26 protein-coding genes are annotated in these 26718 nt (G+C 75.1%); 9 read left to right on the forward strand and 17 right to left on the reverse strand.

Annotation, left to right across the window (positions count from 1 at the left end; translation table 11 throughout):
• Positions 1-9: 9 nt before the first annotated feature.
• On the reverse strand, positions 10-1224 hold the full coding sequence (locus NPS70_RS16020; protein ID WP_256524940.1) for an ROK family protein: 1215 nt from the start codon (positions 1222-1224) through the stop codon (positions 10-12).
• Positions 1225-1359: 135 nt separating this feature from the next.
• On the opposite strand from NPS70_RS16020, the gene NPS70_RS16025 reads away from it, so the two are divergent.
• On the forward strand, positions 1360-2658 hold the full coding sequence (locus NPS70_RS16025) for an MFS transporter (protein ID WP_256524941.1): 1299 nt from the start codon (positions 1360-1362) through the stop codon (positions 2656-2658).
• Positions 2659-3319: 661 nt separating this feature from the next.
• The gene (locus tag NPS70_RS16035; RefSeq protein ID WP_256524942.1) at positions 3320-3730 is read left to right on the forward strand and encodes a DUF3224 domain-containing protein; all 411 of its coding nucleotides are present in this window, start codon (positions 3320-3322) and stop codon (positions 3728-3730) included.
• Between the two features lie 500 nt (positions 3731-4230).
• Here NPS70_RS16035 and NPS70_RS16040 read toward each other — a convergent pair whose 3' ends face one another.
• Complete coding sequence (locus tag NPS70_RS16040; RefSeq protein ID WP_256524943.1) at positions 4231-4968, reverse strand: TetR/AcrR family transcriptional regulator; 738 nt, start codon at positions 4966-4968, stop codon at positions 4231-4233.
• A 137-nt stretch (positions 4969-5105) separates the two neighbouring features.
• Between NPS70_RS16040 and NPS70_RS16045 the strand changes: the two genes are divergently transcribed.
• Positions 5106-5561: a nitroreductase family deazaflavin-dependent oxidoreductase gene (locus tag NPS70_RS16045; RefSeq protein ID WP_256524944.1), complete on the forward strand. Its 456-nt coding sequence runs from the start codon at positions 5106-5108 to the stop codon at positions 5559-5561.
• 650 nt (positions 5562-6211) lie between these two features.
• Here NPS70_RS16045 and NPS70_RS16050 read toward each other — a convergent pair.
• Positions 6212-7468, reverse strand: a complete 1257-nt coding sequence (locus tag NPS70_RS16050; protein WP_374212011.1) for a geranylgeranyl reductase family protein — start codon at positions 7466-7468, stop codon at positions 6212-6214.
• Between the two features lie 146 nt (positions 7469-7614).
• Between NPS70_RS16050 and NPS70_RS16055 the strand changes: the two genes are divergently transcribed.
• Entirely contained in the window at positions 7615-8979 is a 1365-nt protein-coding gene (locus tag NPS70_RS16055) for a dipeptidase (protein ID WP_256524945.1), read from the forward strand.
• Between the two features lie 194 nt (positions 8980-9173).
• Here the strand turns inward: NPS70_RS16055 and NPS70_RS16060 are convergent, their stop codons facing one another.
• On the reverse strand, positions 9174-10376 hold the full coding sequence (locus NPS70_RS16060; protein ID WP_256524946.1) for an erythromycin esterase family protein: 1203 nt from the start codon (positions 10374-10376) through the stop codon (positions 9174-9176).
• Positions 10377-10434: 58 nt separating this feature from the next.
• Between NPS70_RS16060 and NPS70_RS16065 the strand changes: the two genes are divergently transcribed.
• On the forward strand, positions 10435-11175 hold the full coding sequence (locus NPS70_RS16065; protein ID WP_256524947.1) for a TioE family transcriptional regulator: 741 nt from the start codon (positions 10435-10437) through the stop codon (positions 11173-11175).
• Positions 11176-11225: 50 nt separating this feature from the next.
• Here the strand turns inward: NPS70_RS16065 and NPS70_RS16070 are convergent, their stop codons facing one another.
• Positions 11226-12260, reverse strand: coding sequence for an NUDIX domain-containing protein (locus tag NPS70_RS16070; RefSeq protein ID WP_256524948.1), 1035 nt, complete (start codon positions 12258-12260; stop codon positions 11226-11228).
• Between the two features lie 187 nt (positions 12261-12447).
• Between NPS70_RS16070 and NPS70_RS16075 the strand changes: the two genes are divergently transcribed.
• Positions 12448-12627, forward strand: a complete 180-nt coding sequence (locus NPS70_RS16075; RefSeq protein ID WP_256524949.1) for a hypothetical protein — start codon at positions 12448-12450, stop codon at positions 12625-12627.
• Positions 12628-12734: 107 nt separating this feature from the next.
• Here the strand turns inward: NPS70_RS16075 and NPS70_RS16080 are convergent, their stop codons facing one another.
• Together NPS70_RS16080 and NPS70_RS16085 are read right to left on the reverse strand one after the other, a co-directional pair.
• The gene (locus NPS70_RS16080; RefSeq protein WP_256524950.1) at positions 12735-13415 is read right to left on the reverse strand and encodes a DUF6308 family protein; all 681 of its coding nucleotides are present in this window, start codon (positions 13413-13415) and stop codon (positions 12735-12737) included.
• A gap of 472 nt (positions 13416-13887) precedes the next feature.
• Positions 13888-14730, reverse strand: a complete 843-nt coding sequence (locus tag NPS70_RS16085; RefSeq protein WP_256524951.1) for a helix-turn-helix transcriptional regulator — start codon at positions 14728-14730, stop codon at positions 13888-13890.
• A gap of 172 nt (positions 14731-14902) precedes the next feature.
• Between NPS70_RS16085 and NPS70_RS16090 the strand changes: the two genes are divergently transcribed.
• Positions 14903-15130 (forward strand): tautomerase family protein, encoded by a 228-nt coding sequence (locus NPS70_RS16090; RefSeq protein WP_256524952.1) that lies wholly within the window; start codon positions 14903-14905, stop codon positions 15128-15130.
• A gap of 135 nt (positions 15131-15265) precedes the next feature.
• Here the strand turns inward: NPS70_RS16090 and NPS70_RS16095 are convergent, their stop codons facing one another.
• Complete coding sequence (locus tag NPS70_RS16095; RefSeq protein WP_256524953.1) at positions 15266-16216, reverse strand: ROK family protein; 951 nt, start codon at positions 16214-16216, stop codon at positions 15266-15268.
• A gap of 224 nt (positions 16217-16440) precedes the next feature.
• Between NPS70_RS16095 and NPS70_RS16100 the strand changes: the two genes are divergently transcribed.
• Positions 16441-17421, forward strand: a complete 981-nt coding sequence (locus tag NPS70_RS16100) for a LacI family DNA-binding transcriptional regulator (protein ID WP_256524954.1) — start codon at positions 16441-16443, stop codon at positions 17419-17421.
• A 640-nt stretch (positions 17422-18061) separates the two neighbouring features.
• On the opposite strand, the gene NPS70_RS16105 is transcribed toward NPS70_RS16100, so the two are convergent.
• The 6 genes from NPS70_RS16105 to NPS70_RS16125 all read right to left on the reverse strand — a co-directional run bounded on the left by NPS70_RS16105 (position 18062) and on the right by NPS70_RS16125 (position 22632).
• Positions 18062-19351 (reverse strand): aldolase/citrate lyase family protein, encoded by a 1290-nt coding sequence (locus NPS70_RS16105; RefSeq protein WP_256524955.1) that lies wholly within the window; start codon positions 19349-19351, stop codon positions 18062-18064.
• A 189-nt stretch (positions 19352-19540) separates the two neighbouring features.
• Positions 19541-20503 (reverse strand): electron transfer flavoprotein subunit alpha/FixB family protein, encoded by a 963-nt coding sequence (locus NPS70_RS16110; protein ID WP_256524956.1) that lies wholly within the window; start codon positions 20501-20503, stop codon positions 19541-19543.
• A 55-nt stretch (positions 20504-20558) separates the two neighbouring features.
• Positions 20559-21344, reverse strand: a complete 786-nt coding sequence (locus NPS70_RS16115; RefSeq protein WP_256524957.1) for an electron transfer flavoprotein subunit beta/FixA family protein — start codon at positions 21342-21344, stop codon at positions 20559-20561.
• A 182-nt stretch (positions 21345-21526) separates the two neighbouring features.
• Positions 21527-22090, reverse strand: a complete 564-nt coding sequence (locus tag NPS70_RS16120) for a flavin reductase family protein (RefSeq protein ID WP_256524958.1) — start codon at positions 22088-22090, stop codon at positions 21527-21529.
• Positions 22091-22118: 28 nt separating this feature from the next.
• A complete protein-coding gene (locus NPS70_RS28895) occupies positions 22119-22211 on the reverse strand; it encodes a putative leader peptide (protein WP_360647165.1) in 93 nt (30 codons plus the stop codon).
• A gap of 73 nt (positions 22212-22284) precedes the next feature.
• Entirely contained in the window at positions 22285-22632 is a 348-nt protein-coding gene (locus NPS70_RS16125; protein WP_374212016.1) for a thioredoxin family protein, read from the reverse strand.
• Positions 22633-22949: 317 nt separating this feature from the next.
• Between NPS70_RS16125 and NPS70_RS16130 the strand changes: the two genes are divergently transcribed.
• On the forward strand, positions 22950-23672 hold the full coding sequence (locus tag NPS70_RS16130; RefSeq protein WP_256524959.1) for a 1-acyl-sn-glycerol-3-phosphate acyltransferase: 723 nt from the start codon (positions 22950-22952) through the stop codon (positions 23670-23672).
• Positions 23673-23748: 76 nt separating this feature from the next.
• Here the strand turns inward: NPS70_RS16130 and NPS70_RS16135 are convergent, their stop codons facing one another.
• The 3 genes from NPS70_RS16135 to NPS70_RS16145 form a co-directional block, all read right to left on the reverse strand.
• Positions 23749-24447, reverse strand: a complete 699-nt coding sequence (locus NPS70_RS16135; protein WP_256524960.1) for a B3/4 domain-containing protein — start codon at positions 24445-24447, stop codon at positions 23749-23751.
• Positions 24448-24878: 431 nt separating this feature from the next.
• Positions 24879-25958 carry a low specificity L-threonine aldolase gene (locus NPS70_RS16140; RefSeq protein WP_256524961.1) on the reverse strand — a complete coding sequence of 360 codons (1080 nt, stop codon included), beginning with the start codon at positions 25956-25958 and terminating at the stop codon, positions 24879-24881.
• Positions 25937-26692 (reverse strand): SDR family NAD(P)-dependent oxidoreductase, encoded by a 756-nt coding sequence (locus NPS70_RS16145; protein ID WP_256525123.1) that lies wholly within the window; start codon positions 26690-26692, stop codon positions 25937-25939. Before NPS70_RS16145 ends, NPS70_RS16140 begins: the two co-directional genes overlap by 22 nt.
• Between the last annotated feature and the right edge of the window lie 26 nt (positions 26693-26718).

The raw sequence follows: 26718 nt of genomic DNA on the forward strand, positions 1-26718 counted from the left end.
GCGGCGGGGTCAGACGAGAACCGTCAGAGGGTCGTCCAGTATGGGCTGCCAGGCCAGCTCGGCGGCGCCCACCAGGCTGTTGTGGTCCAGGGTGCACGGCAGGATGGGCACGCCGCCGCTGCGGCCCCACAGGCTCCGGTCGGCGACCACGGCGCGCAGCCGGTCGGGGTCGGCCTGGAGCAGCTCCCGGTGGAGGCCTCCGAGGATGATGCGGTCCGGGTTGAGGATGTTGACCAGGCCCGCGAGTCCGAGGCCGAGGCGGTCGATGAGCCGCTCGGCCGCGGAGCGGACGGCCGGCTCCCCGAACTCGCCGCGGAGCATGTCCCTGGACTGCTGGAGCAGGGAGACCTCCGGGCCCGGCTCGCGCCCGGCCGCGGTCAGGAAGGCCAGCGGGTCGGCCTCGACGTCCAGGCAGCCGCGGCTGCCGCAGTGGCAGGGCCGCCCCTCGGGGTTCACGGTGAGGTGGCCGACCTCCAGGGCGAGGCCGGCGCTGCCGCTGTGGAGGCGTCCGTCCAGGACCAGCGCCCCGCCGACACCGCGGTGCCCGGTGGCGACGCAGAGCAGGTGCTGCGCCCCGCGGCCGGCCCCGTGGCGGTGCTCGGCGAGCGCGGCGAGGTTGACGTCGTTGCCGGTGAACGCGGGGCCGGCGATCCCCGCCCTGGCGACCTGCTCGGCGAAGATGCCGCGCACGGGCGCGCCGGGCGGCCAGGCCAGATGGAGCGGGTTCAGCGCGGTGCCCTCGGGTTCCGCGACGGCGGAGGGGACGGCGAGTCCGGCTCCCACGCACCGCCGCCCCGTCTCGCGCAGCAGCTGCGCACCGGCGGCGACGACCTCGCCGAGCACCTGCGCGGGGTCGGCCTGGACGGTCGTGCAGCCGGGGGCCGTGGCGACGGTCCGGCCTCCGAGGCCGATGAGCGAGGCACGGAAGCCGTCCGCGTGGATCTGGGCGGCCAGCACCACGGGGCCGCTCTCGTCGACGGCGAGCCGGTGCGAGGGCCTGCCCTGGGAGCCGGCGGCCGCGCCGGGGCGGGAGTCGACGCGGATGAGGCCGAGCGCTTCGAGCTCGGCGGCCACGGCACCCGCGGTCGCCCGGGTGACGCCCAGTTCGGCGGTGAGCACGGCGCGCGTGGGCGCCCTCCCGGTGTGAACCAGTTCGAGGGCCGGACCGAGAGCGCTGCGGCCCCTGTCCAGTCGCGTCCGGGTCGTCGTCGCCTTGCCGTTCATAGGGGCGAGTCTCCCATGATCCTGCGGGGTTCCCGCCGTTGCTCCCCGGCGCCGGGCGGACCACGGCACTCTCCCCCGCCCCTGGAGGAGGGCGCCGCGTTGTGCCGGACGGGGGCGAGCCTCTACCCTTCTTTTGTGCCGCTACTAAACAAAACAGCGACGGCCGATCCGGAAGGGGCGGGCACCACCAGCGCCCGCAGCCCCCTGTCCCGCGTCCGCACCGCCCTGACCGTGTTCTTCGCCCTCGACGGCCTGCTCTTCGCCGGCTGGGTCGTCCGCATTCCCGCGATCAAGGAGCAGACCGGCGCCTCGGCGAGCGACCTCGGCATGGCGCTCCTGGGCGTCTCCGCGGGGGCCGTCGCCACCATGGCCCTCACGGGCCGCCTGTGCCGGCGGTACGGCTCCCCCGCCGTGACCGTGGCCTGCGCGGCCGTGCTCTCGCTGAGCATGGCGCTGCCGCCGCTCGCCCACTCGGCCACGGCGCTCGGGCTCGCGCTCCTCGTCTTCGGAGCGGGGTACGGCGGCATCAACGTGGCCATGAACAGTGTGGCCGTGGACCTCGTGGCCGCGCTGCGCCGCCCGGTCATGCCGAGCTTCCACGCGGCCTTCAGCCTGGGGGGCATGCTCGGCGCCGGGCTCGGCGGGCTCGCCGCCGGAAGCGTTCCGCCGTCCGTGCACCTGCCGGCCCTCGGCCTGCTCGGCCTGGCCGCCACCGCGGCGGCGGGCCCCGCGCTGCTGCGCGCCCCCTCGGCACCGGCGGAACCCGCGGACCCCGTGCACGCAGGACCGCGCGCGGCCGGGGACCGCACCCGCGGGCCCGTGCTCCTGCTGGGCCTGATCGCCCTGTGCACCGCCTACGGTGAGGGCGCCATGGCCGACTGGAGCGCCCTGCACCTGCAGCAGGACCTGCACGCACCGCCCGGTGTGGCCGCGGCGGCGTACGCGCTGTTCGCCCTGGCCATGACGGCGGGCCGGCTGACCGGGGCCCGCCTGCTGGAGCGGTGGGGGCAGACGCGCACGCTGGTCGCGGGAGGGACCGCAGCTGCGGCGGGCATGCTCCTCGGGGCACTCGCCCCGAACGCCTGGCTCGCCCTGGCGGGCTTCGGGGCGGCCGGACTGGGACTGGCCAACATCTTCCCCGTGGCGGTCGGCCGGGCCGGGGAGCTGGCGGGCCCCGGCGGCGTGGCGACGGCGTCCACCCTGGGGTACGGCGGCATGCTCGTCGGACCGCCCGCGATCGGCTTCCTGGCGGAGTGGTCGACGCTGCCGACGGCCCTGACCACGGTGGCCGTCCTGGCCGCCGGCGCGGCGGTGCTGGCGTACGCCACGCGGAACGCCTCGGCGGCACCCGCCGCACGGGCACCGGAGGACGCGACGCGGCGGGGAGGCGCTGCACCCGTCGCCGCGGGCGCACCGGGGGCGACGGGGCCCTAGCCTCGCGCTTTCGTGAAGCGGGCTGTCCGGCGGATCATGTGCGGAGCCAGAGGCGGATTGCTGCTGCGGTGACGGTTTCCGTGGAGGACGCAGGCCGACGCGCGTGGCCCGCGCACGACCGGTCGCTCTGCTACCGGCTCACCGTCGCCGACGGGTGCCGGTTCAAGGCGCCGGCTGTTCACGCCGGGCTCCGGCGCCACCGGGGGACCACCCCCGGTGCTCTTCGTTCCGCCGTCAGGGGACTGGATCGCGGTCGCCTGGTCACGGTCCCGGACCAGCGGCCACGTCAGCGCCTCGCTCCGGTAGCACCCGGTCTCCCGCGTTCCGTCGCAGGCCAGCGCCCCGAGGAAGCCGGTCCGGCGAGGAAGGCGCTGCCCGCCTCGATGACGCAGAACGCGTTGCCGTCCGGGGCAGCGGGCACCACATGCCCGTCTTCCGGGAGTTGGCCCCCATCGATGTGCCTCGCGCCGGGTTCCGGCGCCCCGGCCACCGTGCGCCGCCGGTCGCGTCGGGGCCGTCGGCACCATGCCCTAACGCACGGCGGCCACGACCGGCGCCGCCGCCCCCGGTGGGGGCCGCGAGGTCACGGCACGAGCGTCCGTCCGGGGGAACACGGCGTCCGTTCAGCGTCGATGTCGGTGGTGCTGAATACGATCAGGGGATGCGAGCTTCAGGAACATTCACCGTTGCCGACTTCACGCCTGCGCAGGTACCCGGCCCGCAGATCGAGACCGCGGTGCCCGTGGGGGTGTCCACGATGGAGAAGAAGTTCGACGGTGAGGTGGCCGGGCGTTCGACGACGCTGTTCACCGCTGCCTTCGACCAGTCCACGGCCACGGGCACGTACCTCGCGATGGAGTCCTTCGAAGGGACCCTCCGCGACCGGGCGGGCTCCTTCAACTTCGCTCACGCCGCGACCACCCTGGGCGACGGCGGCCGTACGGACGAGTTCTTCGTCGTCGCTCCGGGCAGCGGTACGGGTGAACTGGCCGGGATCTCCGGCACCGGGGGCATGAAGGTCGAGGCAGACGGCACGCACCGGATCTGGTTCGACTACGAACTCGGCCACTAGCGCTGCACGTCGGGCACCCGTGGTGCGCGGCCGAAGTCGCCCGCCGGCCTCGTCTGGCGGCGCGGGCGCTTCGCACTCGACGGGCCGTTCGGGATATGCCCGAACGGCCTTCGCGTACCGAGGAGACCGTGCGCTTCGCCGAAGGGTCGCCAGCGTGCGGACCACCCCGACCGGAGCGGACGGGTCCCGGGAGCACCTGGTGCGCCGGGTCCCGCGAGAGCGAGCACCCGTTCTGCGCCGTCGTGCGGACGGGTGGCGGCGCGGCGGCGCTGATGCGGGGGCTCGGTCCCGACCCGATGCCCGGGTCCCGTCCTGCCGCGGCCGGTTCCGGTTCGACGGCGGCCCGGCGCGGCCCGGCGGCCCTCCCGGCGCCGCCGGTCGTCGGGCGGGCAGCGACCGGTGTCCGCACGGACCGGCCGTGCCCGTCCGCGGCGTCCGCGGCGCTCCGGCGCCGGGGAGCACCCGCCGGTGGGCCGGCGGGAGGCGGCGCCCGGGGGGCGTCAGTCGGGGGGCGCCACCGGTTCGAGCAGGCCGATCTCCGCACCGAGGCGCCCGGCGGCGTGGGCGAAGAACGCGTCGCGCTCCTCGACGAGCCGGTGGAACTGGCCGAAGAGCTCGAACGAGATCAGGCCGAAGAGCTGGGCCCAGGCGGCGACGAGGGCGCTGACGACGGCGGGCGGCAGGTCGGGGGCGAGTTCGCCGCCGATCCTGCGGGCCTCGGCCGAGAGCGCGCCGGGCAGCCGCGGCCGGGCCAGGCCCTCGCCCCGGTGGGCGTCCTGCGCGACAGCGATCAGGACGCGGCCGACCCGTGACGCGGGTCCGATGGTGTCGGCAGGGGCGGAGTACCCGGGCACGGGGGACCCGTAGATGAGGGCGTACTCGTGGGGATGCGCGAGGGCCCAGCGGCGGACGGCCGCGCAGACGGCGGTCCAGCGCCGCAGCTGGAGGCCCCGCGGCGACCCCTCGGGGGCGGCGGGCTCCGTGCGCAGGTCCTCCGCGGCCTGCTCCGCCGCGGCGCCGATCGCGTCGTAGGCGTCGATGATCAGTGCGGTGAGGAGGTCGTCGCGGCTCGGGAAGTAGCGGTAGAGGGCAGAGGAGACCATGCCCAGTTCGCGGGCGACGGCTCGCAGGGACAGCTTGGCGGCGCCCTCATCGGCGAGTCGCCTGCGCGCCTCCTCCTTGATGGCTGCGGTCACTTCGATACGGGCCCGCTCCCGGGCCCCGCGGACGGTGGTCATGCGAGACAGGTTCTCACGTTTCAGAGCAATGACCCAAAAAGAGAGCACCGCTCTTGCTTTGGAGCACTCGACTCGTGCACACTGCTCACAAGCGAGAGCACTGCTCTCGAATCGGAGCAGATCGAGGTGGCCCACCCATGTCGCAGCAGCAGCCGTACTACCGCGAGGCCGGAGCCGTCGCCCGCCGCTTCAACCGGGCCGTCGGCTGGCTGGCACGCCGTGGGATCAGCCTCCTCGGCACCGCCGAGCTCTCGGTCCGGGGCCGCAGGAGCGGCGCCATGCAGCGCGTCCCCGTCAACCAGCACGTCCACGAGGGCGTCCCGTACCTGGTGTCGGCCCGGGGGCATTCCCAGTGGGTCCGCAACATGCGTGCCGCGGGCGGGGGCGAACTCCGCGTCGGCCGCACGGTCCGCAGCTTCACCGCCGTGGAGGTGGGCGACGACGAGAAGCCCGCGATCCTGCGCGCCTACCTGAAGAAGTGGGGCTGGGAGGTCGAGCAGTACTTCCAGGGCGTCACGGCGGACGCGTCCGACGAGGAACTGCGTGCGGCCGCGCCCGACCACCCGGTCTTCCGGCTCACGGTCAGGGGGTGAGGCACCACCGGGCGGCCTCGACGCCACCGGGCGCCCGCGGCCCGGCCGGGCGGCAGGGCGGGGCGGGGCGCGCCGACCGGCACCCCGGCCCGGCGCGGCGTGGCGGCCCACCCGGCGCCGACCCGGCCGGTGACGCGGGAAGACCCCTGTGGACGGCCGACCGCGGAAGGGGACGGCCGCGGAGGGGAGGGACCGGGAGGCCGCACGTGCCGCGCGGCCGATCACCCGGCCCGCGGACCCGCGTCCGGCGTCACGGCCGGCCCTGACGCTCCCGGCGCCCCCGGCGGTGCGGGGGCACACGGGTCGGCCGCCCCGCACCCCCGCCCCTTCGTTCGACCGCGCCCGGCATGGACGGGGCCAGGGGCCACGGTCATCACGGCGCGGGGAGCGGGGGCGGGCCGCCCTCCGGGGCCCGCACGGCCTCCGCACGGCAGGCCACCGCGCGGAGGCCGGGACCCCGAGCCCAACGACGGGTCCGCCACCGCGTGCACGGGCCACCTGACGCCCTGCGCCCCCGACGGCAGGACAGGGACCGTCAGGCGGCGGCTCCGTCCCGCGGTTCACTGCCGTTCCCTGCCGTTCCCTGCGGTTCCCTGCGGACCGCCGCGGGGGCCGCCTGCCCAGGTCGTGACCCGCGCGGGACGGCACCCCTATCCGCGCCTGCCCTCCAGCAGGTCCAGGGCGCGCCGCGCCAGGGGACGGGTACGCACCAGGCCCGCGAGCGTGGTCGTACCGCGGGTGATGTCCGCGAAGGCCGTCCAGGCCGGCCGGAAGCCGGTGAGCACCGCGTGCAGCAGCCCCGGCCGGCGTTCGAAGAGGGCCAGCATCCGCCGCCCCACGGCCATCTCCACCCCGAGCCCCGCCTTGATCGCGAAGGCGTAGTTGAGCGCCTGGCGGCGCGCGTCGACGGCGTCGTGCGCCTCCGCGATGCGGACCGCCCACTCCCCCGCGAGACGCCCCGATCGCAGGGCGAAGGAGATGCCCTCCCTGGTCCAGGGCTCCAGCAGCCCCGCGGCGTCGCCGCAGACCAGCACCCGGCCCCGCGAGAGCGGGGAGTCGTCGCTGCGGCAGCGCGTCAGATGCCCCGAGGAGACGGACGGTTCGAAGCCCGCGAGGCCCAGACGCGCCACGAAGTCCTCCAGGTAGCGCTTGGTCGCGGCGCCCTCGCCGCGGGCCGAGATCACGCCGACCGTCAGGGTGCGCCCCTTGGGGAACACCCAGCCGTAACTGCCCGGCAGCGGCCCCCAGTCGATGAGGACCCGGCCGGCCCAGTCCTCCGCGACGGTCTCGGGGACGGGGATCTCCCACTCGAGGCCCAGGTCCACCTGGTCGAGCTTCACCCCCACGTGGGCGCCTATGCGGCTGGCGCTGCCGTCCGCACCGACCACGGCCCGCGCCAGGACCCTCTCCTCGCTCTCCTTGCCCTCTCCGGCCGGGGCCAGCACCACGGCGACCGTCCGGCGGTCCGGCACGCCCGGCCCGTGCTGCTCCACCCGGGAGACGGCGACGCCCGTGCGGACGACGGCCCCCGCCTTCTCCGCGTGCTGGACGAGCTGCGCGTCGAACTCCGGCCGGTTGATCAGGCCGAAGAGCATCCGCCGCGAGCGCCTGGTGCGCGCCATGCGGCCGCCGAGCGAGAAGGTGACGGCATGGACCCTGTCCTGGAGCGGCAGTTCGAAGCCGGGCGGGAGGCTGTCGCGGGAGGGGCCGATGATGCCTCCGCCGCAGGTCTTGTACCGGGGCAGTTCGGCCTTCTCCAGCAGCAGGACCCGCCGTCCGGCCACCGCCGCCGCATAGGCGGCCGACGCTCCCGCCGGGCCCGCGCCGACCACGACGACGTCCCACACCGAGCTGTCGTCAAGCTCATCTGCCGCCGCTGCTCCGGTGGCATCGTTCTCGCTGCTCACGATGTACTTCTGCTCCCGATCCGACCTGTGGCCCTAGCTCTCGACGGCATCCTACGGCGCGGTACTCCCCTACCCCCTGTGGGAGGATCGACCACACATTCGCTGTACACACATCGCACAACGTCGCACCCACAAGGAGCGTGCCCATGACCGCGAACCCGATCGCCGAGACCGTCGCCTCCCTGATGCCCCGCGCCCGCGCGGAGCTCGCCGAGCTGGTGGCCTTCGAGTCGGTCGCGGACGAGGCGGTGGCCCCGCGCAGCGAGTGCGAGGCAGCCGCCCGCTGGGTGGCGGACGCCCTGCGTGCGGAGGACTTCCGGGAGGTGGCCCTGCTGGACACCCCGGACGGCTCCCAGTCGGTCTACGGCGTGCTGCCGGGCCCGGCGGGCGCCCCGACGGTGCTCCTCTACGCCCACTACGACGTCCAGCCCAAGCTCAACGAGGCGGCGTGGCTCAGCCCGCCGTTCGAGCTGACCGAGCGCGACGGGCGCTGGTACGGGCGGGGCGCGGCGGACTGCAAGGGCGGGTTCATCATGCACCTGCTGGCCCTGCGTGCGCTGAAGGCGAACGGCGGGGTGCCGGTGACGGTCAAGGTGATCGTGGAGGGGTCCGAGGAGCAGGGCACCGGAGGACTGGAGCGCTACGCCGAGGCGCACCCGGAGCTGCTGGCGGCGGACGCGATCGTCATCGGCGACACCGGCAACTTCCGGGTGGGCCTGCCGACGGTGACCGCGACGCTGCGCGGCATGACCATGATCCGCGTCCAGGTCGACACCCTGGAGGGCAACCTGCACTCCGGGCAGTTCGGGGGCGCGGCGCCCGACGCGCTCGCGGCGCTGATCCGCGTACTGGACTCGCTGCGGGACGAACACGGCTCGACGGTGGTCGACGGCCTGCCGGCGCGTGCGGAGTGGGACGGTCTGCAGTACCCGGAGGAGGACTTCCGGCGGGACGCCCGTGTGCTGGACGGTGTCGCCCTGCCGGGCTCCGGCACGGTCGCCGACCGGATCTGGGCACGGCCCGCGGTGACCGTGGTCGGGATCGACTGCCACCCGGTGGCGGGCGCGACGCCGTCGATCCCGGCCACCGCCCGTGCGCAGATCAGCCTGCGCGTGCCGCCGGGCCAGGACGCCGCCGAGGCCACCGAGCTGCTGTACGCCCACATCGAGAAGCACACCCCGTGGAACGCCCGGGTGACGATGGAGCAGGTGGGCCAGGGGCAGGCGTTCCAGGCGGACGTCACGAGCCCGGCGTACACCTCGATGGCCGAGGCCATGCGGGTGGCGTACCCGGGTGAGGAGATGCAGAGCTCCGGCATGGGCGGCTCGATCCCGCTGTGCAGCACGCTGGCCGCGTTGTACCCGCAGGCGGAGATCCTGCTGATCGGGCTGAGTGAGCCGGAGGCCCAGATCCACGCGGTGAACGAGAGCGTGTCCCCCGGGGAGCTGGAGCGGCTGTCGGTCGCGGAGGCGCTGTTCCTGGGCAACTACGCCCGTTCGCGGCACGCCTGACACCCCGTGGGCCCACCCGTGACGGGAGCGCGGGCAGGCGGGCGCGCCGCCGGGAGGGCCCGGCACGGGCCGTGCGCCCGGGGGCCGCGCTCCCTGGGGCCCGTCGGGCCTGCGCCGGTCTCGGGGCCCGCACCGGCGCACGGTGCGGGGCCCCGTACGGGGCCGGACAGGGCCGGACGGGGGCGCGCCGGGGCCTACCCCGGAAGGACGTCCTTCAGGAACACGATGCCGTCGCCGCCGGCCAGGCGGGACGGGTCGAGCGGGGCGTAGCCGAACCAGGGCGAGCTCCGGGGCTGGAGCCGGGCGGGGTCGAGGGCCGCGGTGAGCCGCGGGGTGCCGACCAGGCAGCAGTCCTCCGGGAGCGCGTAGAGCAGTCCTTCGAGGGTGTCCGGCGGCGGGGCGTCCACACCCCGGTGGCGGATCGTGCCGAGGGCCGTCGCGAGGAAGGCGTACTGCTCGCCGAGCCGGGCGCTCACGAGCGCACCGGCGCTCCACCACTCCAGGGGCCTTCCGCCCATGCGCATGCTGCTCCCGTCCCGCTGGAGATGGGAGTTGTGGGCGTGGACGAGCGCAGGGCCCCGGGCCGCGAGGGCGAGGAGGTTGCGCGCCATCATGCGGTCCCGCAGGCCGACCAGCCGCGTCATCCGGGCGGGTGAGGTGTCGGCCATCCAGTGGTGGTAGCGCAGCAGGCCGGTGGCGGTGCGGCCGTACAGCCGCGCCCGCTCCCAGTCCTCGCGGGAGGTGACCGCGAGCAGGTGCGGCGTCTGCTCGTCGAGCAGCGCCACCAGGTCGTCGGCGAGCACCTGGAGACGGACGGCCTCGGGCGAACGGCCCACGGACCGGGCGGGGTCGGTCATCGCCGCGGGCTCGGTCCACCGCTCGTCGGGGCCGGGCAGGGAGGCGAGTTCCTCGCCGGTGCAGGGGAGCAGATCCGCCCCCACATGGGCGGCGAGGTAGCCGTGGAGTGCGGCGAGGGCCCACCCGGGGCTCGCGGCCCCGGTGATCTCCAGGGGTCCGTCGATGCCGGCGAAGCGGACCCGTTCGGGGGCGGGGCGGCCGTCGTTGTGGGCCCGCATCCAGCGAACGAGGTCCCGGTTGGCCGCACAGGCCCCCCAGCCGTGGCTGAAACCGTGTTCCATGGCCCGGTCCAGGGTGCCGGTCCCCGTGGTGACGTAGTCGTCCACGAGGAGACCGCGCAGGCAGTCGCTCTCGACGGCGACCGTCCGGTAGCCCTCCTCCTCGACGAGGTGCCGGAAGAGCTCGTTGCGCAGGTGGAGCAGCGCCTCCTCACCGTGGGTGGGCTCGCCCAGGGCGAGCAGCCGCGGCCGTACGGGGAGCAGCCCCAGGGCCGCGGTCGCCTCGAAGGCATGGACGAGGTGTTCGACGCCAATGACCATGCCTCAACGGTATCGTTGAACATTCGGTTGAGACTTTCTCCGTAAGAGCGGCGGCTTCATGGGGCGAAACCTTCAAACGGGCCGACGGCTCAGGCCGATCGATCTGGCGCGTGGTCACGGCCTGTCCACGCAGGCGGTCAGGAACTACGAGGAGGCCGGAGTCCTTCCGGCCGCCGCCCGCACGGCCCACGGCCACCGGATCTACACCCCGCTGCACGCGGCGGCGCTGCGCGCGTTCCTCGCCCTGCTGCCGGGCCACGGGCACCCCGCCGCGGCGTCGATCATGCGGGCCGTCCACCGGGGCGCGAACGACGAGGCGTTCCGGCTGATCGACGAAGGGCACGCCCGGCTGCTGGAGGACCGCAGGACCCTGGAGGCCGTGGAGAGGGCGCTGCGCGACCTGGCGCCCTCCGGGGGCGGTGCCCGGGGCCGTGCCGGTGGACCGCCCGGGCAGGGGGGTGTGTTCATCGGGCCGCTGGCCGGGAGCCTCGGTGTGCGGCCGGCGACGCTGCGCGCATGGGAGCGCGCCGGGCTGGTGCAGCCCCGCCGGGAGCCGCGGACGGGCTACCGCGTCTACGACGAGGCCGACGTGCGCGACGTCCGGCTCGCCCACCAACTCCGCCGGGGCGGCTACCTGCTGGAGCAGATCGCACCCCTGATCGCCCGGGTGCGGACGGCCGGGGGCCTGGAGCCGCTCAGGGGTGCGCTGGACGACTGGCGCGCCCGCCTCGCGGACCGGGGACGGGCGCTGCTGGCCGGGGCCGCCGGGCTGGAGGCGTACCTGCGCGAGCGCGGATGAGTGCCGCCGGCCCCCGGGGCGGCCGCTCGGCGGCCCGGCCGGGGCGGGGCTCAGCCCACCGGGACACCCGCCTCCAGGTTGAACACGATGCCCTGCTCGCGGGCCCGCAGGGCCCAGCGCAGACGCTCGTAGCGCCCGGGCGGGAGGAGATCGGCGGCCTCGTCCTCGCCGACGAAGCGCCAGGCGCGCAGTTCCGGCCCGGGGAGCCGGACGCGTGCGGCCTCCGGGGCCGGGAGCAGTCCGCCGTCGAAGAGGAGCCGCAGGCCGCCGAAGCGGGGCGGGACCGGCGCTTCCCAGTCGAGCACCAGCAGGCGCGGGGGCCGGGGCAGTTCGATGCCGAGTTCCTCCGCCACCTCGCGCACCCCCGCGCGGGCGGGCGCCTCGCCGCGCTCCACGACGCCGCCGGGGAACTCCCAACCGGGCTTGTACGTCGGGTCCACGAGCAGCACGCGGCCCGCCTCGTCGAAGAGCAGGACCCCGGCCGCGACGGTCTCGGCGGTGGGTTCGGGCGTCTGGACGATGTCGCAGGGTGCGGCGCGCCCGGTGCTGACCGCCTGCGCGATGCGCTCCGCGGCCTGGCGTGGCGAGATCCGGCCGTTGTCCACGACGTGCGCGTCGGCGGTCAGCCAGGGCAGCGCCGCCCGGTAGGGCTCGATGTGGTCGTAGGACCACTGGCGGATCCGCTGCTCCCCGTCGGGGGCGCCGGATACGTCGCGTGCGGCGATCCGCGCACGCAGGATCGTTTCATCAGGTGCCAGGAGCACATGCCGCACCGTGATCCGGCGGGCGGCGAGCGCGCCGAACACCTCGTCGCGGTACTCCTGCCTCAGCAGGGTCATCGGGACCAGGAGGACGCCGCCCAGCTCGGCGAGCAGCGCGGCCGCCGTGTCGACCACCAGGCGGCGCCAGATGGGCAGCTCCTGGACGTCGGCGACTTCCTCCCACCGCTTCTCGGGCAGCAGGTGCCGCAGGGCACCACCGACGAGTTCCGGGTCGAACAACGTGCTGTTCGGGATCAGATCGATCAGTTCGCGCGCGGTGCTGGTCTTGCCCGCTCCGAATGAACCGTTGATCCAGACGATCACGAGTCCCCCTCATCACTAGCCCGTACCGGCCCGTAGTGGTTGCCCGCACCACCCTGCCACGGAAACCCGCCATCGGAACCGGATGGCCGGACCGTGGCCGAGTGTGGCCGGGAGCGGCGCGCGCCGCCGCTTCCCGTGACACCCGGGGCGCGGCGTCGTTGAGCGGGAGAGACAAGGGGGTGCGCCCATGCGCCGCACGGTGTTGGAGAAGTTCCCGGCGGGTGACCCGCGGGGAAGCCGGCAGGCAGAGGAGTACGCCCGGCACCGCCGGAGCGAGGGCCTGGCGGCGGAGGTGGTGATGGACCTGGACTCCGACGCCTTCCTCGTCGTCGTCCCGCAGCAGCAGACCGGGGAGCGCCCCTGGTGAGACCGGCCGGCGCGCTGGCTCCCGCAGCACGCGGCCGGTCCGGTCCGGCCCCCGCCCCGGCACCCCGCTGCGGTCCGCCGCGCCAACGCCCCCGCCGGGACGCCGCCTCAGCGGGGGCAGGCGTGCCCGTCGCTGCGGTGCCCCATCCACACGGTCACGTCGCAGACCCGCAGCGCGCTCACCGTGTCCGGCAGCCCCGCCGCCTCCCGCAGCTCCAGGAGCCGGTGGTGGAGAGCACCGCCGCCGTGGCCCAGCGCCGCCCGGAGGGTCGACCAGAACGCCGGAGGGCGGCCCAGGGCGCAACGCACCACGGTGTCGTAGACCGGGAGGAGCCTGGGGCGCTTGCGGGCGAGCGTCTTGCCGGCGGTCACCCAGCCCACGCCCCGCTGCTCGGTCAGCAGCCTCCACGCCCGGGCGGCAGGCGAACCGCCGGCCACCGCCTCCGCAGGGGCGTCCGCCAGGTCGACACCGCTCGGCACCTCCCGCAGCAGGGCCGACAGCCGCTCCCCCACCGGGCCTTCCAGCAGGCCGAGTTTCAGTTCGACGGGGATCCTCACCGAAAGCGTCTCGACCGCGACCAGATCGGTGGCGGTGACGGTGTCGGCGGTGCCCGCGCCCTCCCCTCCGCCGCCGAGGTGCTCGAAGCGGGATCCGCAGAACGCCTCCTGCCCCGGGCGGAGGCCGATTCCGAAGTAGCGCCGCAGGTCGTCGACCGGCCGCGGGCCGGTGAGTTGTTCGTCCAGTCTCCTCAGCAGCTGGGCGACATGGTCGGGGCGGGGTGCCTGCATCGGGTGTTCCGTTCTGCTCGGGGTCGGGCGGACGGGCGGACGGGCGGACGGGCGGACGGGCGGACGGGCGGACGGGCGGACCACGGATACCGAAGGACCGCCGCCCGCGCAAGTACCGGACGGCGCACGGGACTCCGCACCCGGGCGGGCGCGCGGTGCGCGCGCCCGGGGTGGCCGGCGATCGGGCCGGCGCCCCGGCGCACGGCCGTCTCCGTGCGCCGGGGGCGTTCTGCGCGGGGACGTCGGACGTCCGCAGCAGCGCGCCCGGTCGGCCCGCCGCCGCGGAGCCCGTCCCGTGCGTACGGAAGGCACCGGGACCGGCAGGGCCGCCCCGGGCCCCGGACCGCGGAGCCTCCCGAGGCGGGGCGGGGGCCGCCGCCCGCTCGGGAGGCCCGGCCTTCCCCCACGGCGCGGGCCGGGGTGCCGGACCCGGCGCGGGCCGGTCTCCCGGTGCCCTGCCCTGCGTGGCGCCCTACTCCCGGGCCCCCAGGCGCGACAGGAGTTCCAGCTGCTCGGCTCCCGGGCTTCCGGGCGGCGCGGTGAACCACAGCAGGCGCTGGCGTCCGTCCTCGCTGAGAAGGTTGTGGCAGTCGAGCGCGATGGCACCGAGGACCGGGTGGACGATCCTCTTGTGGTCCATGCGGCGCACCGCCACCTCATGCGCGTCCCAGAGGGTTGCGAACTCCCGGCTGCGGCGCCGCAGCACGGCGACCATCGTCGCCACCTCCGCGTCCCGGCCGCGCCGGGCGACCGCTGCCTGGAGGTCGGACACGAAGACCCGGGAGTGGTGCGGGTGGTCCTCGGTCGGGTGGATCCCGCGGGCCCGCGGGTCGGTGAACCAGCGGTACACGAAGCTCCCCGCCGGTCCGCGGTCGGCCGGGGAGCCGCCGAGCAGGGCCCGGGCCAGGTCGTTCTCCGCCAGGGTCGCGTGCAGGTCGGTGATGACGCGCGCGGGGGTGCCGGACAGCCGGTCCAGGAGCCCGAGGAGCGCGGGCTGCACGAGCGCCGACGGTCCGTCCGCGGGCGGAGGGACGGGCCGGTCGGCGAGGTGGAACAGGTGGTCGCGCTCGTCGCCGTGCAGGCACAGGGCCCGGGCGAGGGCGCCCAGGGTCTGGGCCGAGGGCTGCACGCCGTTCTTCACGCTGCCGCGTTCCAGCTCCGTGTAGTAGTCGGCCGACAGTCCGGCCAGCTGGGCGACCTCCTCGCGGCGGAGTCCCGGGACGCGTCGGCGGGGGCCCTGGGGCAGGCCGGCCTCGGCGGGGCGGATCCGGTCGCGGCGTGTCCTGAGGAAGGCACCGAGTTCGGGAAGGTTCACCACCCCATGGTCGCCCGCGCGCCGCGGCCCATCCAGGGGGTGGCGCCCCCCGGGTCGGCACAGCCCTGGCCGCGGACGGAGGACCGGCCGATCGTGGAGGCGCGGCAGGGCGGCGGTCCGCCCTGCATCCACCACAGGAGCCTCCACATCGGAGCCGGAGGAAGGACCAGCCATGCCCTTCGCGAACTTCAAGGTCCCCGAGAAGACCCTGACCCCGCGGCAGAAGGAGGAGATCGTCACCCGCACCACCGAGCTGTACGTCGAGATCTACGGCGAACGCGCCCGCAGCACCACCCTGGTCCTGGTCGAGGAGGTCGCCGACGGTGGCTGGGGCGTCGGCGGCGACGTGCTGACGCTCGCCGCTCTCGGTGGGGCGGCACCGGCCGGCGGCGACGCCTGACCGCACCGCGGCCGTCCGGGCAGCGCCGCGCAGCCGCCCTGCCCGGACGGCCGCGCGCCCGGCGGCAGGGGGCAGCCCGGTGCCGCCGCCGGCCGGGGCGGGGCGCCGCCTCGGCCGGGAGCGGGGCGGGCCCCGCTACACCGGGGCCCGGTGCGGCCGCGGCGCCGTCAGGGCCGCGGAGGCGGCCCCGATGAGGCCGGCGTCCGTCCCGGTCCGGGCCGGGGCCACCGTGAGTCCGCGGACGAAGGAGAGCGTCGCGTAGCGGTGCAGCGCCCGCCTCAGCGGCGTGAACAGCACCTCGCCCGCCCCGGCCACGCCGCCGCCCACGACGGCGATGTCGATCTCGACCAGGGTCGCCGTGGCGGCGATCCCGGCGGCCAGCGCCTGGGCCGCACGCTCGAAGGAGGCCACCGCGGCGGGGTCCCCCGCCCGGGCGGCGGCGGCCACCGCGGCGGCCGAGGCGTCCGAGCCCGGGCCCGGGCGCCAGCCGTTCTCGGCGGCCCGCCGGGCGATGTTGGGGCCGCTCGCGATCCGTTCGACGCAGCCGCGTGCCCCGCAGGGGCAGGCGTCGCCGTCCAGGTCGACGCTGATGTGTCCGATGTGACCCGCGTTTCCGGTGGGACCGGTGTGCAGACGGCCGTCCAGGACCAGGCCGCCGCCGACTCCGGTGGAGACGACCATGCAGAGCGCGTTCCGGTGGCCGCGGGCGGCTCCGCGCCAGTGCTCGGCGGCCGTGACGGCCACTCCGTCGCCGACGAGTTCCACGGGAAGCCCGCCCGCCGCCTCCGAGACCCGGGAGACGAGCGGAAAGCCGCGCCAGGCCGGGACGTTGACCGGGCTGACCGTGCCCGCCGAGCGGTCCACCGGCCCGGCGCTGCCGATGCCCACCGCGGTGACGGCGGGCCACAGCGGGGAGGCCGCGAGGTCCGCCAGGACCTCCGCGACCGCCGCCATCACGGTGTCGGCGCCCTCCTGCGCGGGCGTCGGGCGCCGGCTGCGCAGCAGCAGCGCCCCCTCACCGTCCACCAGCGCTCCGGCGATCTTGGTGCCGCCGATGTCGAGCGCGGCGACGAGGCTGGTCTGCATCGGTGAGCGATCCCCCGGGAGGCTGTCGGACGTGGAACTCCGCGCCCAGTCTCCCCCGCCATGACAACGTTGTCCAGGCACTATGCCGGATGTCCCAGCTTCCCATACCATCGGTAGCCGTCCGCCCGCCCCCGACCCGAAGGCGCATCGTGGCCGATTCGACCCGCCCGCTCCCAGCCGGCAGCCCCAGGGGCCCCGAACCGCGGTACGGGAACCGGCCGACGATGAAGGACGTCGCGGCGCACGCCGGTGTCGGGCTGAAGACCGTCTCACGGGTGGTCAACGGGGAGCCGGGCGTCACCCCGGACACCGAACGCCGGGTCCAGGAGGCGATCGAGTCGCTCGGGTTCCGCCGGAACGACAGCGCGCGGGTGCTCAGGAAGGGCCGCACGGCCTCCGTCGGGCTGGTGCTGGAGGACCTGGCCGACCCGTTCTACGGACCGCTCAGCCGCGCGGTGGAGGAGGTCGCCCGGGCCAACGGGGCGCTGCTGATCAACGGTTCCAGCGCGGAGGACCCGGGCCGCGAGCAGGAGTTGGCCCTGGCCCTGTGCGCGCGGCGGGTCGACGGGCTGATCGTGATCCCCGCCGGCGACGACCACCGGTATCTGGAGCCGGAGATCCGGGCCGGTGTGGCCACGGTCTTCGTCGACCGCCCCGCCGGGCGCATCGAGGCGGACGCGGTCCTCTCCGACAGCTTCGGCGGTGCCCGCGCGGGCACCGCGCACCTCCTCGCCCACGGCCACCGCCGCATCGCCTTCATCGGCGACCAGCCGCGGATCCACACGGCCGCCGAGCGCCTGCGCGGCTACCGTGCGGCGATGGAGGACGCCGGAGCGCGGATCGACGACTCCTGGGTATCGCTCGGCTCGACGGCACCGGAGCGGGTCCGCGGGGCGCTCGGCGCGATGCTGGACGCGGCCGAGCCGGTGACCGCGGTCTTCGCGGGCAACAACCGGGTGACGGTCACCGTGGTCCGGCATCTCGCCGCGCACGACCGCCCGGTGGCGCTCGTGGGCTTCGACGACATCGAGCTGGCGGACCTGCTCGGCATCACGGTGATCGCCCAGGACGCGGCGGCGCTGGGGCGCACGGCGGCGGAGCGGCTGTTCCGCCGCCTGGACGGGGTCAAGGAGGCCCCGGCTCGCGTGACGCTCGAAACGCGGCTGATCCCGCGCGGTTCCGGGGAGCTGGCTCCCTCCGGCTGAGGGAGCCGCCGGGGCACGGGGAGCCGGCTCCGGTCACGGCGGATCAGCGGCACTCCGGCAACCCGCTCGGGGGGGGCAACGGCGAAGGGGTCGCCGGTGAGGGGATAGCCGGCCGGCCCGAACGCCTCGGACGAGGAAGCCGTCCGGCACCCCGGCGCCACACGCCTGCCGTCCACCGCGCAGGCATCCACCGCGGGGTCGGAGGAGCATGCGCCGGCGCCGTCGAAACGGAAGCGGACGTGGACCCGGTCGCCTTCGGCGGGCACCTGCGGGTGGGGCTCGAAAGCGCCAGTCGACGACCGTGGCCGTGACGCGGAGAGGCTGCCCGTACGCGTCCACGACCCGCACCCTGACACCGGCCTTGCCGCGCTCCGCCGTCGTGCCGGTGCAGACCCGGGACGGGGAGCCGGACGGGGCGAGAAGCGCCAGAACCGGCGGGGCGACGGCGAATACCCTTGCGGACGGCACGGAGCCGGCCTCCGGTCGGCGCGGGGCGGGGCAGTGCGTGTCCCGGGGCCCGGCAGCCGCGGGTGACGGCGACGAGCGCCTGCGGGGGCGGAGCCGGAGCGCAGAGGGGCCTGGTGAACCGGGCGGGTGGCCGAGCCGAGGAAAGGCGTCGGCCTCCGCGCGGCCCCCGGCCTCAGCGGGACGTGGCGGTGAGATCGCCGCGGCGCGGGGCCGCGAAGGCCTCCAGCTCGGCCCGGGTGAGCCCGGTGGCCCGGGCGACCTCCGGGGCGTCCAGCGCACCGCAGTCGAGGCCGCGCAGCAGGTAGGAGCTGAGGGCCTTGGCGGTGGCAGGTTCGTCCATCACGTCACCGCCCGCGCGCCCCGCGTACGCCGACAGCCGTGCGGCGGCCTGCTCGAAGCCCTCGCGGTAGAAGGCGAAGACGGCGGCGTAGCGCGTGGGCAGGTGCCCGGGGTGCATGTCCCAGCCCTGGTAGTAGGCGCGGGCCAGGGCGCGGCGGGTGAGCCCGTAGTGCAGCCGCCAGGCCTCGTGCACCCGCTCGGTGGGGCCCACCGGCAGCACGTTGGTGGAGCCGTCGCTCACGCGCACCCCGGTACCCGCGGCGGCGACCTGCATCACGGCCTTGGCGTGGTCGGCGGCGGGGTGGTCGCCGGCCTGGTGGGCGGCGCTGACGCCGAGGCAGGCGCTGTAGTCGAAGGTGCCGTAGTGGAGTCCGGTGGCCCGGCCCGCGGCCGCGTCGATCATGCGGGCGACCGTGGCGGTGCCGTCGGGGCCGAGGATCGCCTGGCTGGTCTCGATCTGGATCTCGAACCCGATCCGCCCGGCGGGCAGGCCGCGGGCCTTCTCGAACTCCTCGACGAGCCGCACCATCGCGGAGACCTGCTCGGTGTAGGTGACCTTGGGCAGGGTGAGGACCAGTCCGCCGGGAAGGCCGCCCGCGTCCATGAGGCCGGTGAGGAAGACGTCGAGGGTGCGGATGCCCCGCTCCCGGACCGCGGCCTCCATGCACTTCATGCGGATGCCCGTGTAGGGCGGGGCGGTGCCGTCCGCCCACGCCCTCGCCAGCAGGCGGGCCGCGCGGGCGGCGTCGCGGTCCTCGTCCGTGCCTCCGTAGCCGTCCTCGAAGTCGATGCGCAGGTCCTCGACGGGCTCGCGTTCGAGCTTGGCGCGGACCCGCGCGTGGACGGGCTCGGCGAGATGGCCGGGCAGGCCCAGGACGCGGGCGAAGGCGGCGGCGTCGGGGGCGTGCTCGTCGAGGGCGGCGAGTGCCGACTCCCCCCAGGTGCGGACGGTGTCGGCGGCGAACGCCTCCGCCGGGACGTAGACGGTGTGGACGGGCTGACGGGTACCGGGGTCCCCGGGGTAGCGGCGTGCGAGTTCCGCGTCCACCGCCGCGAGGGAGGCGCCGACGCCCTCGACGACCGCACCGGCGAGACTCGTCGCCACCGTCTCCTGCTGACCCATTCCCGCACCCTCCGCACATCCGTGACCTCCGCAGGGGCCACTTTCCGCTGACCGGAATCCGACTTCCACTACAACAATCTGTTGAATGAAGGTAGTCCGCGGCCGCGACCTGCGTCAATGGTGTCCCGCAACCCGCAGGGGCCGCACGGTGGAGGTCCACCGTGCGGCCCCTGCGCGGGAGGGTGCCGGTCAGCCCTTGCGGGTCTTGACCTCCTCGGTCAGCTGCGGGACGACGTCGAACAGGTCGCCGACCACGCCGTAGTCGACCAGCTCGAAGATCGGGGCCTCGGCGTCCTTGTTGATGGCGACGATGGTCTTCGAGGTCTGCATGCCGGCGCGGTGCTGGATGGCACCGGAGATGCCGGACGCGATGTACAGCTGCGGCGACACGGACTTGCCGGTCTGGCCGACCTGGTTGGTGTGCGGGTACCAGCCGGCGTCGACGGCCGCGCGGGAGGCACCGACGGCGGCACCGAGGGAGTCGGCCAGCGCCTCGATGACCGCGAAGTTCTCGGCGCCGTTGACACCGCGGCCGCCGGAGACCACGATCGCGGCCTCGGTCAGCTCCGGGCGGCCCGTGGACTCACGGGGGGTGCGGGAGACGATCCGGGTGCCGGTGGCCTTCTCGGAGAAGGACACGGACAGCGCCTCCACGGCGCCGGCGGCGGGAGCCGCCTCGACGGCGGCCGAGTTGGGCTTCACCGTGATGACCGGAGTGCCCTTGCTCACGCGCGACTTGGTGGTGAAGGACGCGGCGAAGACGGACTGGGTGGCGACCGGGCCCTCGTCACCGGCCTCCAGGTCCACGGCGTCGGTGATGATGCCGGAACCGATGCGGACCGCGAGACGGGCGGCGATCTCCTTGCCCTCGGCGGAGGAGGGGACCAGCACGGCAGCCGGGGAGACGGCCTCGTGGGCGGCCTGGAGCGCGTCCACCTTCGGGACGACGAGGTACTCGGCGAACTCCGGGGCGTCGGCGGTCAGCACCCTGACCGCACCGTGCTCGGCGAGCTGGGCGGCGGTGTCGGCGGCACCGGCACCCAGGGCGACGGCGACCGGCTCGCCGATACGGCGGGCCAGCGTCAGCAGCTCCAGGGTGGGCTTGCGAACGGCGCCGTCCACGTGGTCGACGTAGACGAGAACTTCAGCCATGGGACTTCTTCTCTCCTGCTTGCGAGGTTGAAGGGGGCGGTGGGTGGCCGAAGCCTCAGATGAACTTCTGGCTCGCGAGGAACTCGGCGAGCTGCCTGCCGCCCTCACCCTCGTCCTTGACGATCGTGCCGGCGGTGCGGGCCGGACGCTCGGTGGCCGAGTCGACCGCGGTCCAGGCGCCGCCGAGGCCGACCTCCTCGGCCTCGATGTCCAGATCGGACAGGTCCAGGGACTCGACCGGCTTCTTCTTGGCGGCCATGATGCCCTTGAAGGACGGGTAGCGGGCCTCGCCCGACTGGTCCGTCACGGACACGACGGCCGGCAGCGACGCCTCCAGCTGCTCGCTGGCCGTGTCGCCGTCGCGGCGCCCGGTCACCTTGCCGTCCTCGACCGCGACCTCGGACAGCAGCGTGACCTGCGGGACGCCCAGGCGCTCGGCGAGCAGGGCGGGCAGCACGCCCATGGTGCCGTCGGTGGAGGCCATACCGGCGATGACCAGGTCGTAGCCGGTCTTCTCGATCGCCTTGGCCAGGACCAGCGAGGTACCGAGCGCGTCGGTGCCGTGCAGGTCGTCGTCCTCGACGTGGACGGCCTTGTCGGCGCCCATGGACAGCGCCTTGCGCAGGGCGTCCTTGGCGTCCTCGGGGCCGACGGTGAGCACGGTGACCTCGGCGTCGTCCGCGTCCTCGGCGATCTGGAGCGCCTGCTCGACCGCGTACTCGTCCAGCTCCGACAGCAGGCCGTCGACGTCGTCGCGGTCGACGGTCAGGTCATCGGCGAAGTGCCGGTCGCCGGTGGCGTCGGGCACGTACTTCACACAGACAACGATCCTCAGGCTCACGCCGGCTCTCCTACTGCATCGTCTCTACTGGAATGCCTTGTGAACGCAGCATAGGCGTCCGAAGGGGCGGATCCCGGTCGGGGCGGGCCTGCGCTCCGATCGAAATATTACTCGCCAGTACACCCGTTCCGTTACCGCTAAGCAAGCGCTTTGGGCTGTGATCTCGACAACGGAACACCTGGTCAGTCCCGCAGGGCGGTGAAGCGGCCCTGGTGGTAGACCAGGGGGCGCAGCCCGCCGTGCCCCACGTCCCCGGCGAGCACCTCGGCCAGCACGACACGGTGGTCCCCGGCCGGGACCCGCGCCGTGATCCGGCAGACGAGGAAGCCCATGACCCCCTCCAGGAGCGGCACCCCCTGCGGCCCCCTGCGCCAGCGGGTGGGCGGGGCGAAGCGGTCGGCCCCGCTGCGGGCGAAGGTGGCGGCGAGTTCCTGCTGGCCCTCGGCGAGGAGGTGCACCCCCACGTGCTCGGCCTCGGCCAGGACCGGCCAGCTGGAGGAGCCGGTGCCGACGCCGAAGGAGATCATCGGGGGCTCGGCGGAGACGGAGGTCAGCGAGGTGGCGGTGAACCCGACGGGGCGCTCCCCGCGCGCCGTGATCACCGCGACCCCGGCCGCGTGGCGGCGGAAGACGGAGCGGAGCAGGTCCGCCCCGCCGGGTGCGGGGGCGCCGCCGGCGGAGCGCTGGGGCGTGACGGCGGCGGGTGCGGTGCGCGGGACGGAACGGAGGTCGGCCGACGCGGTCATGGAGGTGTCCTTCTGCGGTGGAGGCGAACTAGGCGGCAGCGGCGGCAGCCTGACAGAGCGCGCTCGCGACACGGCGGAGGTCGACATGAACCCGGCCGTGGAGAAGGATTTCCTGGTGCACGGGGATCAGCCTGACGATGATTGCGGTGTGCAGTCAAGCGCGCATCGGGCAATGGGACCCACCTCACGGCGCGTCACAGGATCCGCCCGAGCGCGGCGACGACGTCCGCGGTGCGCGGGGCACCGGCGGCCCGGGCGGCGACGCGTCCCCGGGCGTCCAGCACGAGGACCGTCGGCGTGCGCTCGATCCCGAGGCGCCGCACCAGGTGCAGCCGCGACTCGGCGTCGATCTCGACGTGCGCCACGCCGTCGACCATGGCCGCGACCGAGGCCAGGGTGCGGCGGGTGGCACGGCACGGCTGGCAGAACGCCGTGGAGAACTGCACGAGGGTGGCGCGCGCACCCAGCGGGGCCCCGAGTTCCGCCTCACCGAGCGGGCCCACCGGTGCTCCGGGGGCGCGCTCCCCCCGTGCGCCGTGCACGCCGGAGGCGCCGTGCGGGAGCCCGCCGCCCCCGGTCCCGTGCGCGGGCCGGGGCCCGCTGCCTTCCTGGTCGGCCACCGTGCGATCCTCTTCCTGTCGTGTCAGGGCACCCCCGTCAACCACGAGCGGGCGGGTCGGGATTCCCGGCAGCGTGATCCCCCGGCGGCGGAACGTGACGAGAATCTCGCCGGGCCGTGCCCCGGGGGCTGGTCTGGGGCCCGCTCATGGGGCACGATCGGCCAGACGGCCAAAACCTACGGCCGCGTAACTTCCACCGGGAGACCCCTCCCCGGGTACGACGAAAGGGTCCTCCCCAGATGGCAGAGCTCGTCTATCGGCCGGTCGTCGGCGCCGCCCTCACGATGTTCAAGGCGCTCGACCTGAAGATCGACACTCAGGGTTCCGAGCACATCCCCCGCACCGGGGGCGCCGTCCTGGTGAGCAACCACATCAGCTACCTGGACTTCATCTTCACCGGCCTCGCCGCGCTGCCGCAGAAGCGCCTGGTCCGCTTCATGGCGAAGGACTCGGTCTTCCGCCACAAGGTGTCGGGGCCGCTGATGCGCGGCATGAAGCACATCCCGGTGGACCGCAAGCAGGGCGAGGCCGCGTACCGGCACGCCCTCGACGCGCTGCGCGCGGGGGAGATCGTGGGCGTCTTCCCCGAGGCGACGATCTCGCAGTCCTTCACCCTGAAGTCCTTCAAGTCGGGCGCCGCCCGCCTGGCCCAGGAGGCGGGCGTGCCGCTGATCCCCATGGCCCTGTGGGGGACCCAGCGCCTGTGGACCAAGGGACGCCCGCGGAACTTCAAGCGCTCCCACATCCCGGTGACCATCCGCGTCGGCGAGCCGGTGGAGGCCCCGGCGGACCAGTACGCGGGGGCGATCACGCGCCGGCTGCGCGAGCGGGTGCAGGAGCTGCTGGAAGCCGCGCAGCGCGCCTACCCCGTCCGCACGAAGGACGCCACCGACACCTGGTGGATCCCCGCTCATCTCGGCGGCACCGCGCCCACCCCGGCCGAGGTGCGCGAGAGCCGCTGAGGACGCCGCGGGCGGTGCGGCGGAGCTCAGGCTCCGCGCCGCACCGCCCGTCCCGCCCGCCGGGCGGGACGGCACCTCAGGAGGCCGGGCCCGCGAGGGTGATCCGGGCTCCCGGGCTGAGGCGCTCCAGGTGCCCGGCGAGTTCCTCGGCGGCGGCGTGCAGCGCCGCCCCCTCGACCGGGGACATCCCCTCCAGCAGGAAGAGCGCGTTCCCCGACTCCGCGGTGAGACGGGTGCGCACGCCCTGGCGCCAGTTCCAGCGCCGGCAGGTCACACCCCGGTCGTCGCACCAGACGACCTCGCCGGACTCGGGCCGCTCCTCGACGGGCTCGCCCCCCGCGGTGGTGGCGAAGGGCTCGTCCCCGCGTGCGCGGACCAGGCGCATGCCGCCCTCGATGCGGTCGGCGTCCTCGCCGCCCAGCGGGACCAGGTGGGCGACGCTGACGGCGTTGTAGAGGTCCACCAGCGGGTTGATCCGCGGGAGCCCGCCGTCCGCGAGCGCGCGCCGGGCGAGCGCCTCGGCGGAGTTGCGGGTCCGGGAGGGCTTGGCACCGAACGCGGTGTACGCCCGGCGCCATGCGGCCATGTGCGGGTCCTCGTGGGGCGGGCGGCCGCCGAGGCGGTCGGCGAGCCTCCGTGCGGCGTCGTCGAGGAGGGCGGCGGTCGCGTCGCCGCCCCCGAGGGTGCCGTCGAGGTCGCGGGCCTCGACGGCCACGTACAGGAAGCCGGGCGCGAGCGCCCGCACCTCGTCGGCGACGGTGAGCGAGAGGGGCATGGCAGGCCGTTCGGTCGTAGGAGGGCGGCCCACCGGGCGGGACGCACCCCGGGGCCGGGCGGCCGGGTGCAACGGGCAAGCCCGCGGACCGCACCCTCATAGTGCCATACAGAGCACCATCCAGTGCAACCTGTTGGACTATCGCGACCCGTCGGGCCCCGGCACCGGACGGCGGCCGGCCCGCCTCCGGTGGCCCGCCCCGGGGCGGCACGAAGGGCCGCGGGGAGGCGGGCCCGGCGGACACACGGGAGGACCGGGGGTCCGTCCTCGGCACCCGGCCCGCCGCACCGCCCTCGGCGGGCGCGCACGGGCCCGGCGGACGCACCGGACGCGCTCCCCCGCACGCACGTGCGCCCGGCGGGACGTCTGCGGACATCCCGCCGGGCGCACGGTCCGTACGGTGCGGCGTACGCGGGACCGCCGCGCGGCCGTCAGGCGGCCGACTCCTCCTTGAGGGCCTGGACGAAGGCGTCCACGTCGCCCTCGCTGGTGTCGAAGGAGCACATCCAGCGCACGTCCCCGGCGGCCTCGTCCCAGAAGTAGAAGCGGAAGCGCTTCTGCAGGCGGCGGGTCACCTCCTGGGGAAGGCGCGCGAAGACCGCGTTGGCCTGCACGGGGTAGAGGATCTCCACACCGTCCACCCCGCGCACGCCCTCGGCCAGCCGCTGCGCCATGGCGTTGGCGTGGCGCGCGTTGCGCAGCCAGAGGTCCTTGGCGAGCAGCGCCTCGAACTGCACCGACAGGAAGCGCATCTTGGAGGCGAGCTGCATGGACATCTTGCGCACGTGCTTCATGTGGCTGACCGCGTCCGGGTTCAGCACCACGACGGCCTCGCCGAACAGCATGCCGTTCTTGGTGCCGCCGAGGGTGAGCACGTCCACACCGGCCGCGTTGGTGAAGGCCCGCATGGGCACGTCCAGCGAGGCGGCCGCGTTGGCTATGCGGGCGCCGTCGAGGTGCACCTTCATGCCGAGTCCGTGGGCGTGCTCGACCAGGGCGCGGACCTCGTCCACCGTGTAGACGGTGCCCAGTTCGGTGTTCTGGGTGAGCGAGACCACCTGGGGCATGGCCCGGTGCTCGTCCTCCCAGCCCCACGCCTGGCGGTCGACGAGCTCGGGGGTGAGCTTGCCGTCGGGCGTCGGCACGGTGAGCAGCTTCAGGCCGCCCATGCGCTCCGGCGCTCCGCCCTCGTCCACGTTGATGTGCGCGGACTCGGCGCAGACCACGGCACCCCAGCGGTCGGTGAGCGCCTGGAGGGCCGTCACGTTGGCGCCGGTGCCGTTGAAGACGGGGAACACCTGCGCGGAGGAGCCGAAGTGGCTGTGCATGAGCCGCTGGAGGTGCTCGGTGTACTCGTCCTCGCCGTAGGCGACCTGGTGCCCCTCGTTGGCGACCGCGAGGGCCGCCAGGACCTCGGGGTGGACTCCGGCGTAGTTGTCGCTGGCGAAGCCGCGTACGGCCGGGTCGTGGTGACGCCGGGCGTCGGTCTTCACGGGGCGGGGGTCAGCCACAGGCGCTGTCCGTTCACTTCCTCGGCGGGCCGGTCCCAGACTCCGGCGATGGCGTCGGCCAGTTCCTTCACGTCGGTGAAGCCCGCGAACTTCGCACTGGGCCGCTCCGCGCGCATGGCGTCGTGGACCAGTGCCTTGACCACCAGGATCGCAGCCGCCGCCACGGGCCCCTGCTCGCCCCCCGCCTTGCGGAAGGAGTCGGCCACGGCCAGTGTCCACGCCTCGGCGGCCGCCTTGGCGGCGGAGTAGGCCGCGTTGCCCGCGGTGGGCTTGCTGGCACCCGCCGCGCTGATGAGCAGGTAGCGCCCGCGGTCGCTGCGGGCGAGGCCGTCGTGGAAGGCGAGGGAGGTGTTCTGCACGGTGCGGATGAGCAGCTTCTCCAGCAGGGTCCAGTCCGCGGGGTCCGTCTCGGTGAACCCCTTGCTGCCGCGCCAGCCGCCGACCAGGTGCACCAGGCCGTCGACGCGCCCGAACTCCTTCTCGGTGCGTGCGGCCCACTCGCGGGTCGCCCCGAGGTCGAGCAGGTCGACGGTGTCACCGGTGACGGTGGCGCCTCCGTGTGCGTAGCGGGCCGCGTCCACGGCCTCGGCCAGGCGCTCGGCGTCCGCGTCGGAGGCCACCACGGTGGCCCCCGCCTCGGCCAGGCGCAGCAGCGTGGCCCGGCCTGCGGGGCCCGCGGCTCCCGCCACGGCGATCACGGCACCCTCGAGTGCCCCGTTGCCGTTCGTGTCCATGCTGGTCGCCTCCTGCGTCGTCGACG

Source organism: Streptomyces sp. C10-9-1, from assembly GCF_024497955.1.
GTDB classification, from domain to species: Bacteria; Actinomycetota; Actinomycetes; order Streptomycetales; family Streptomycetaceae; genus Streptomyces; species Streptomyces sanyensis.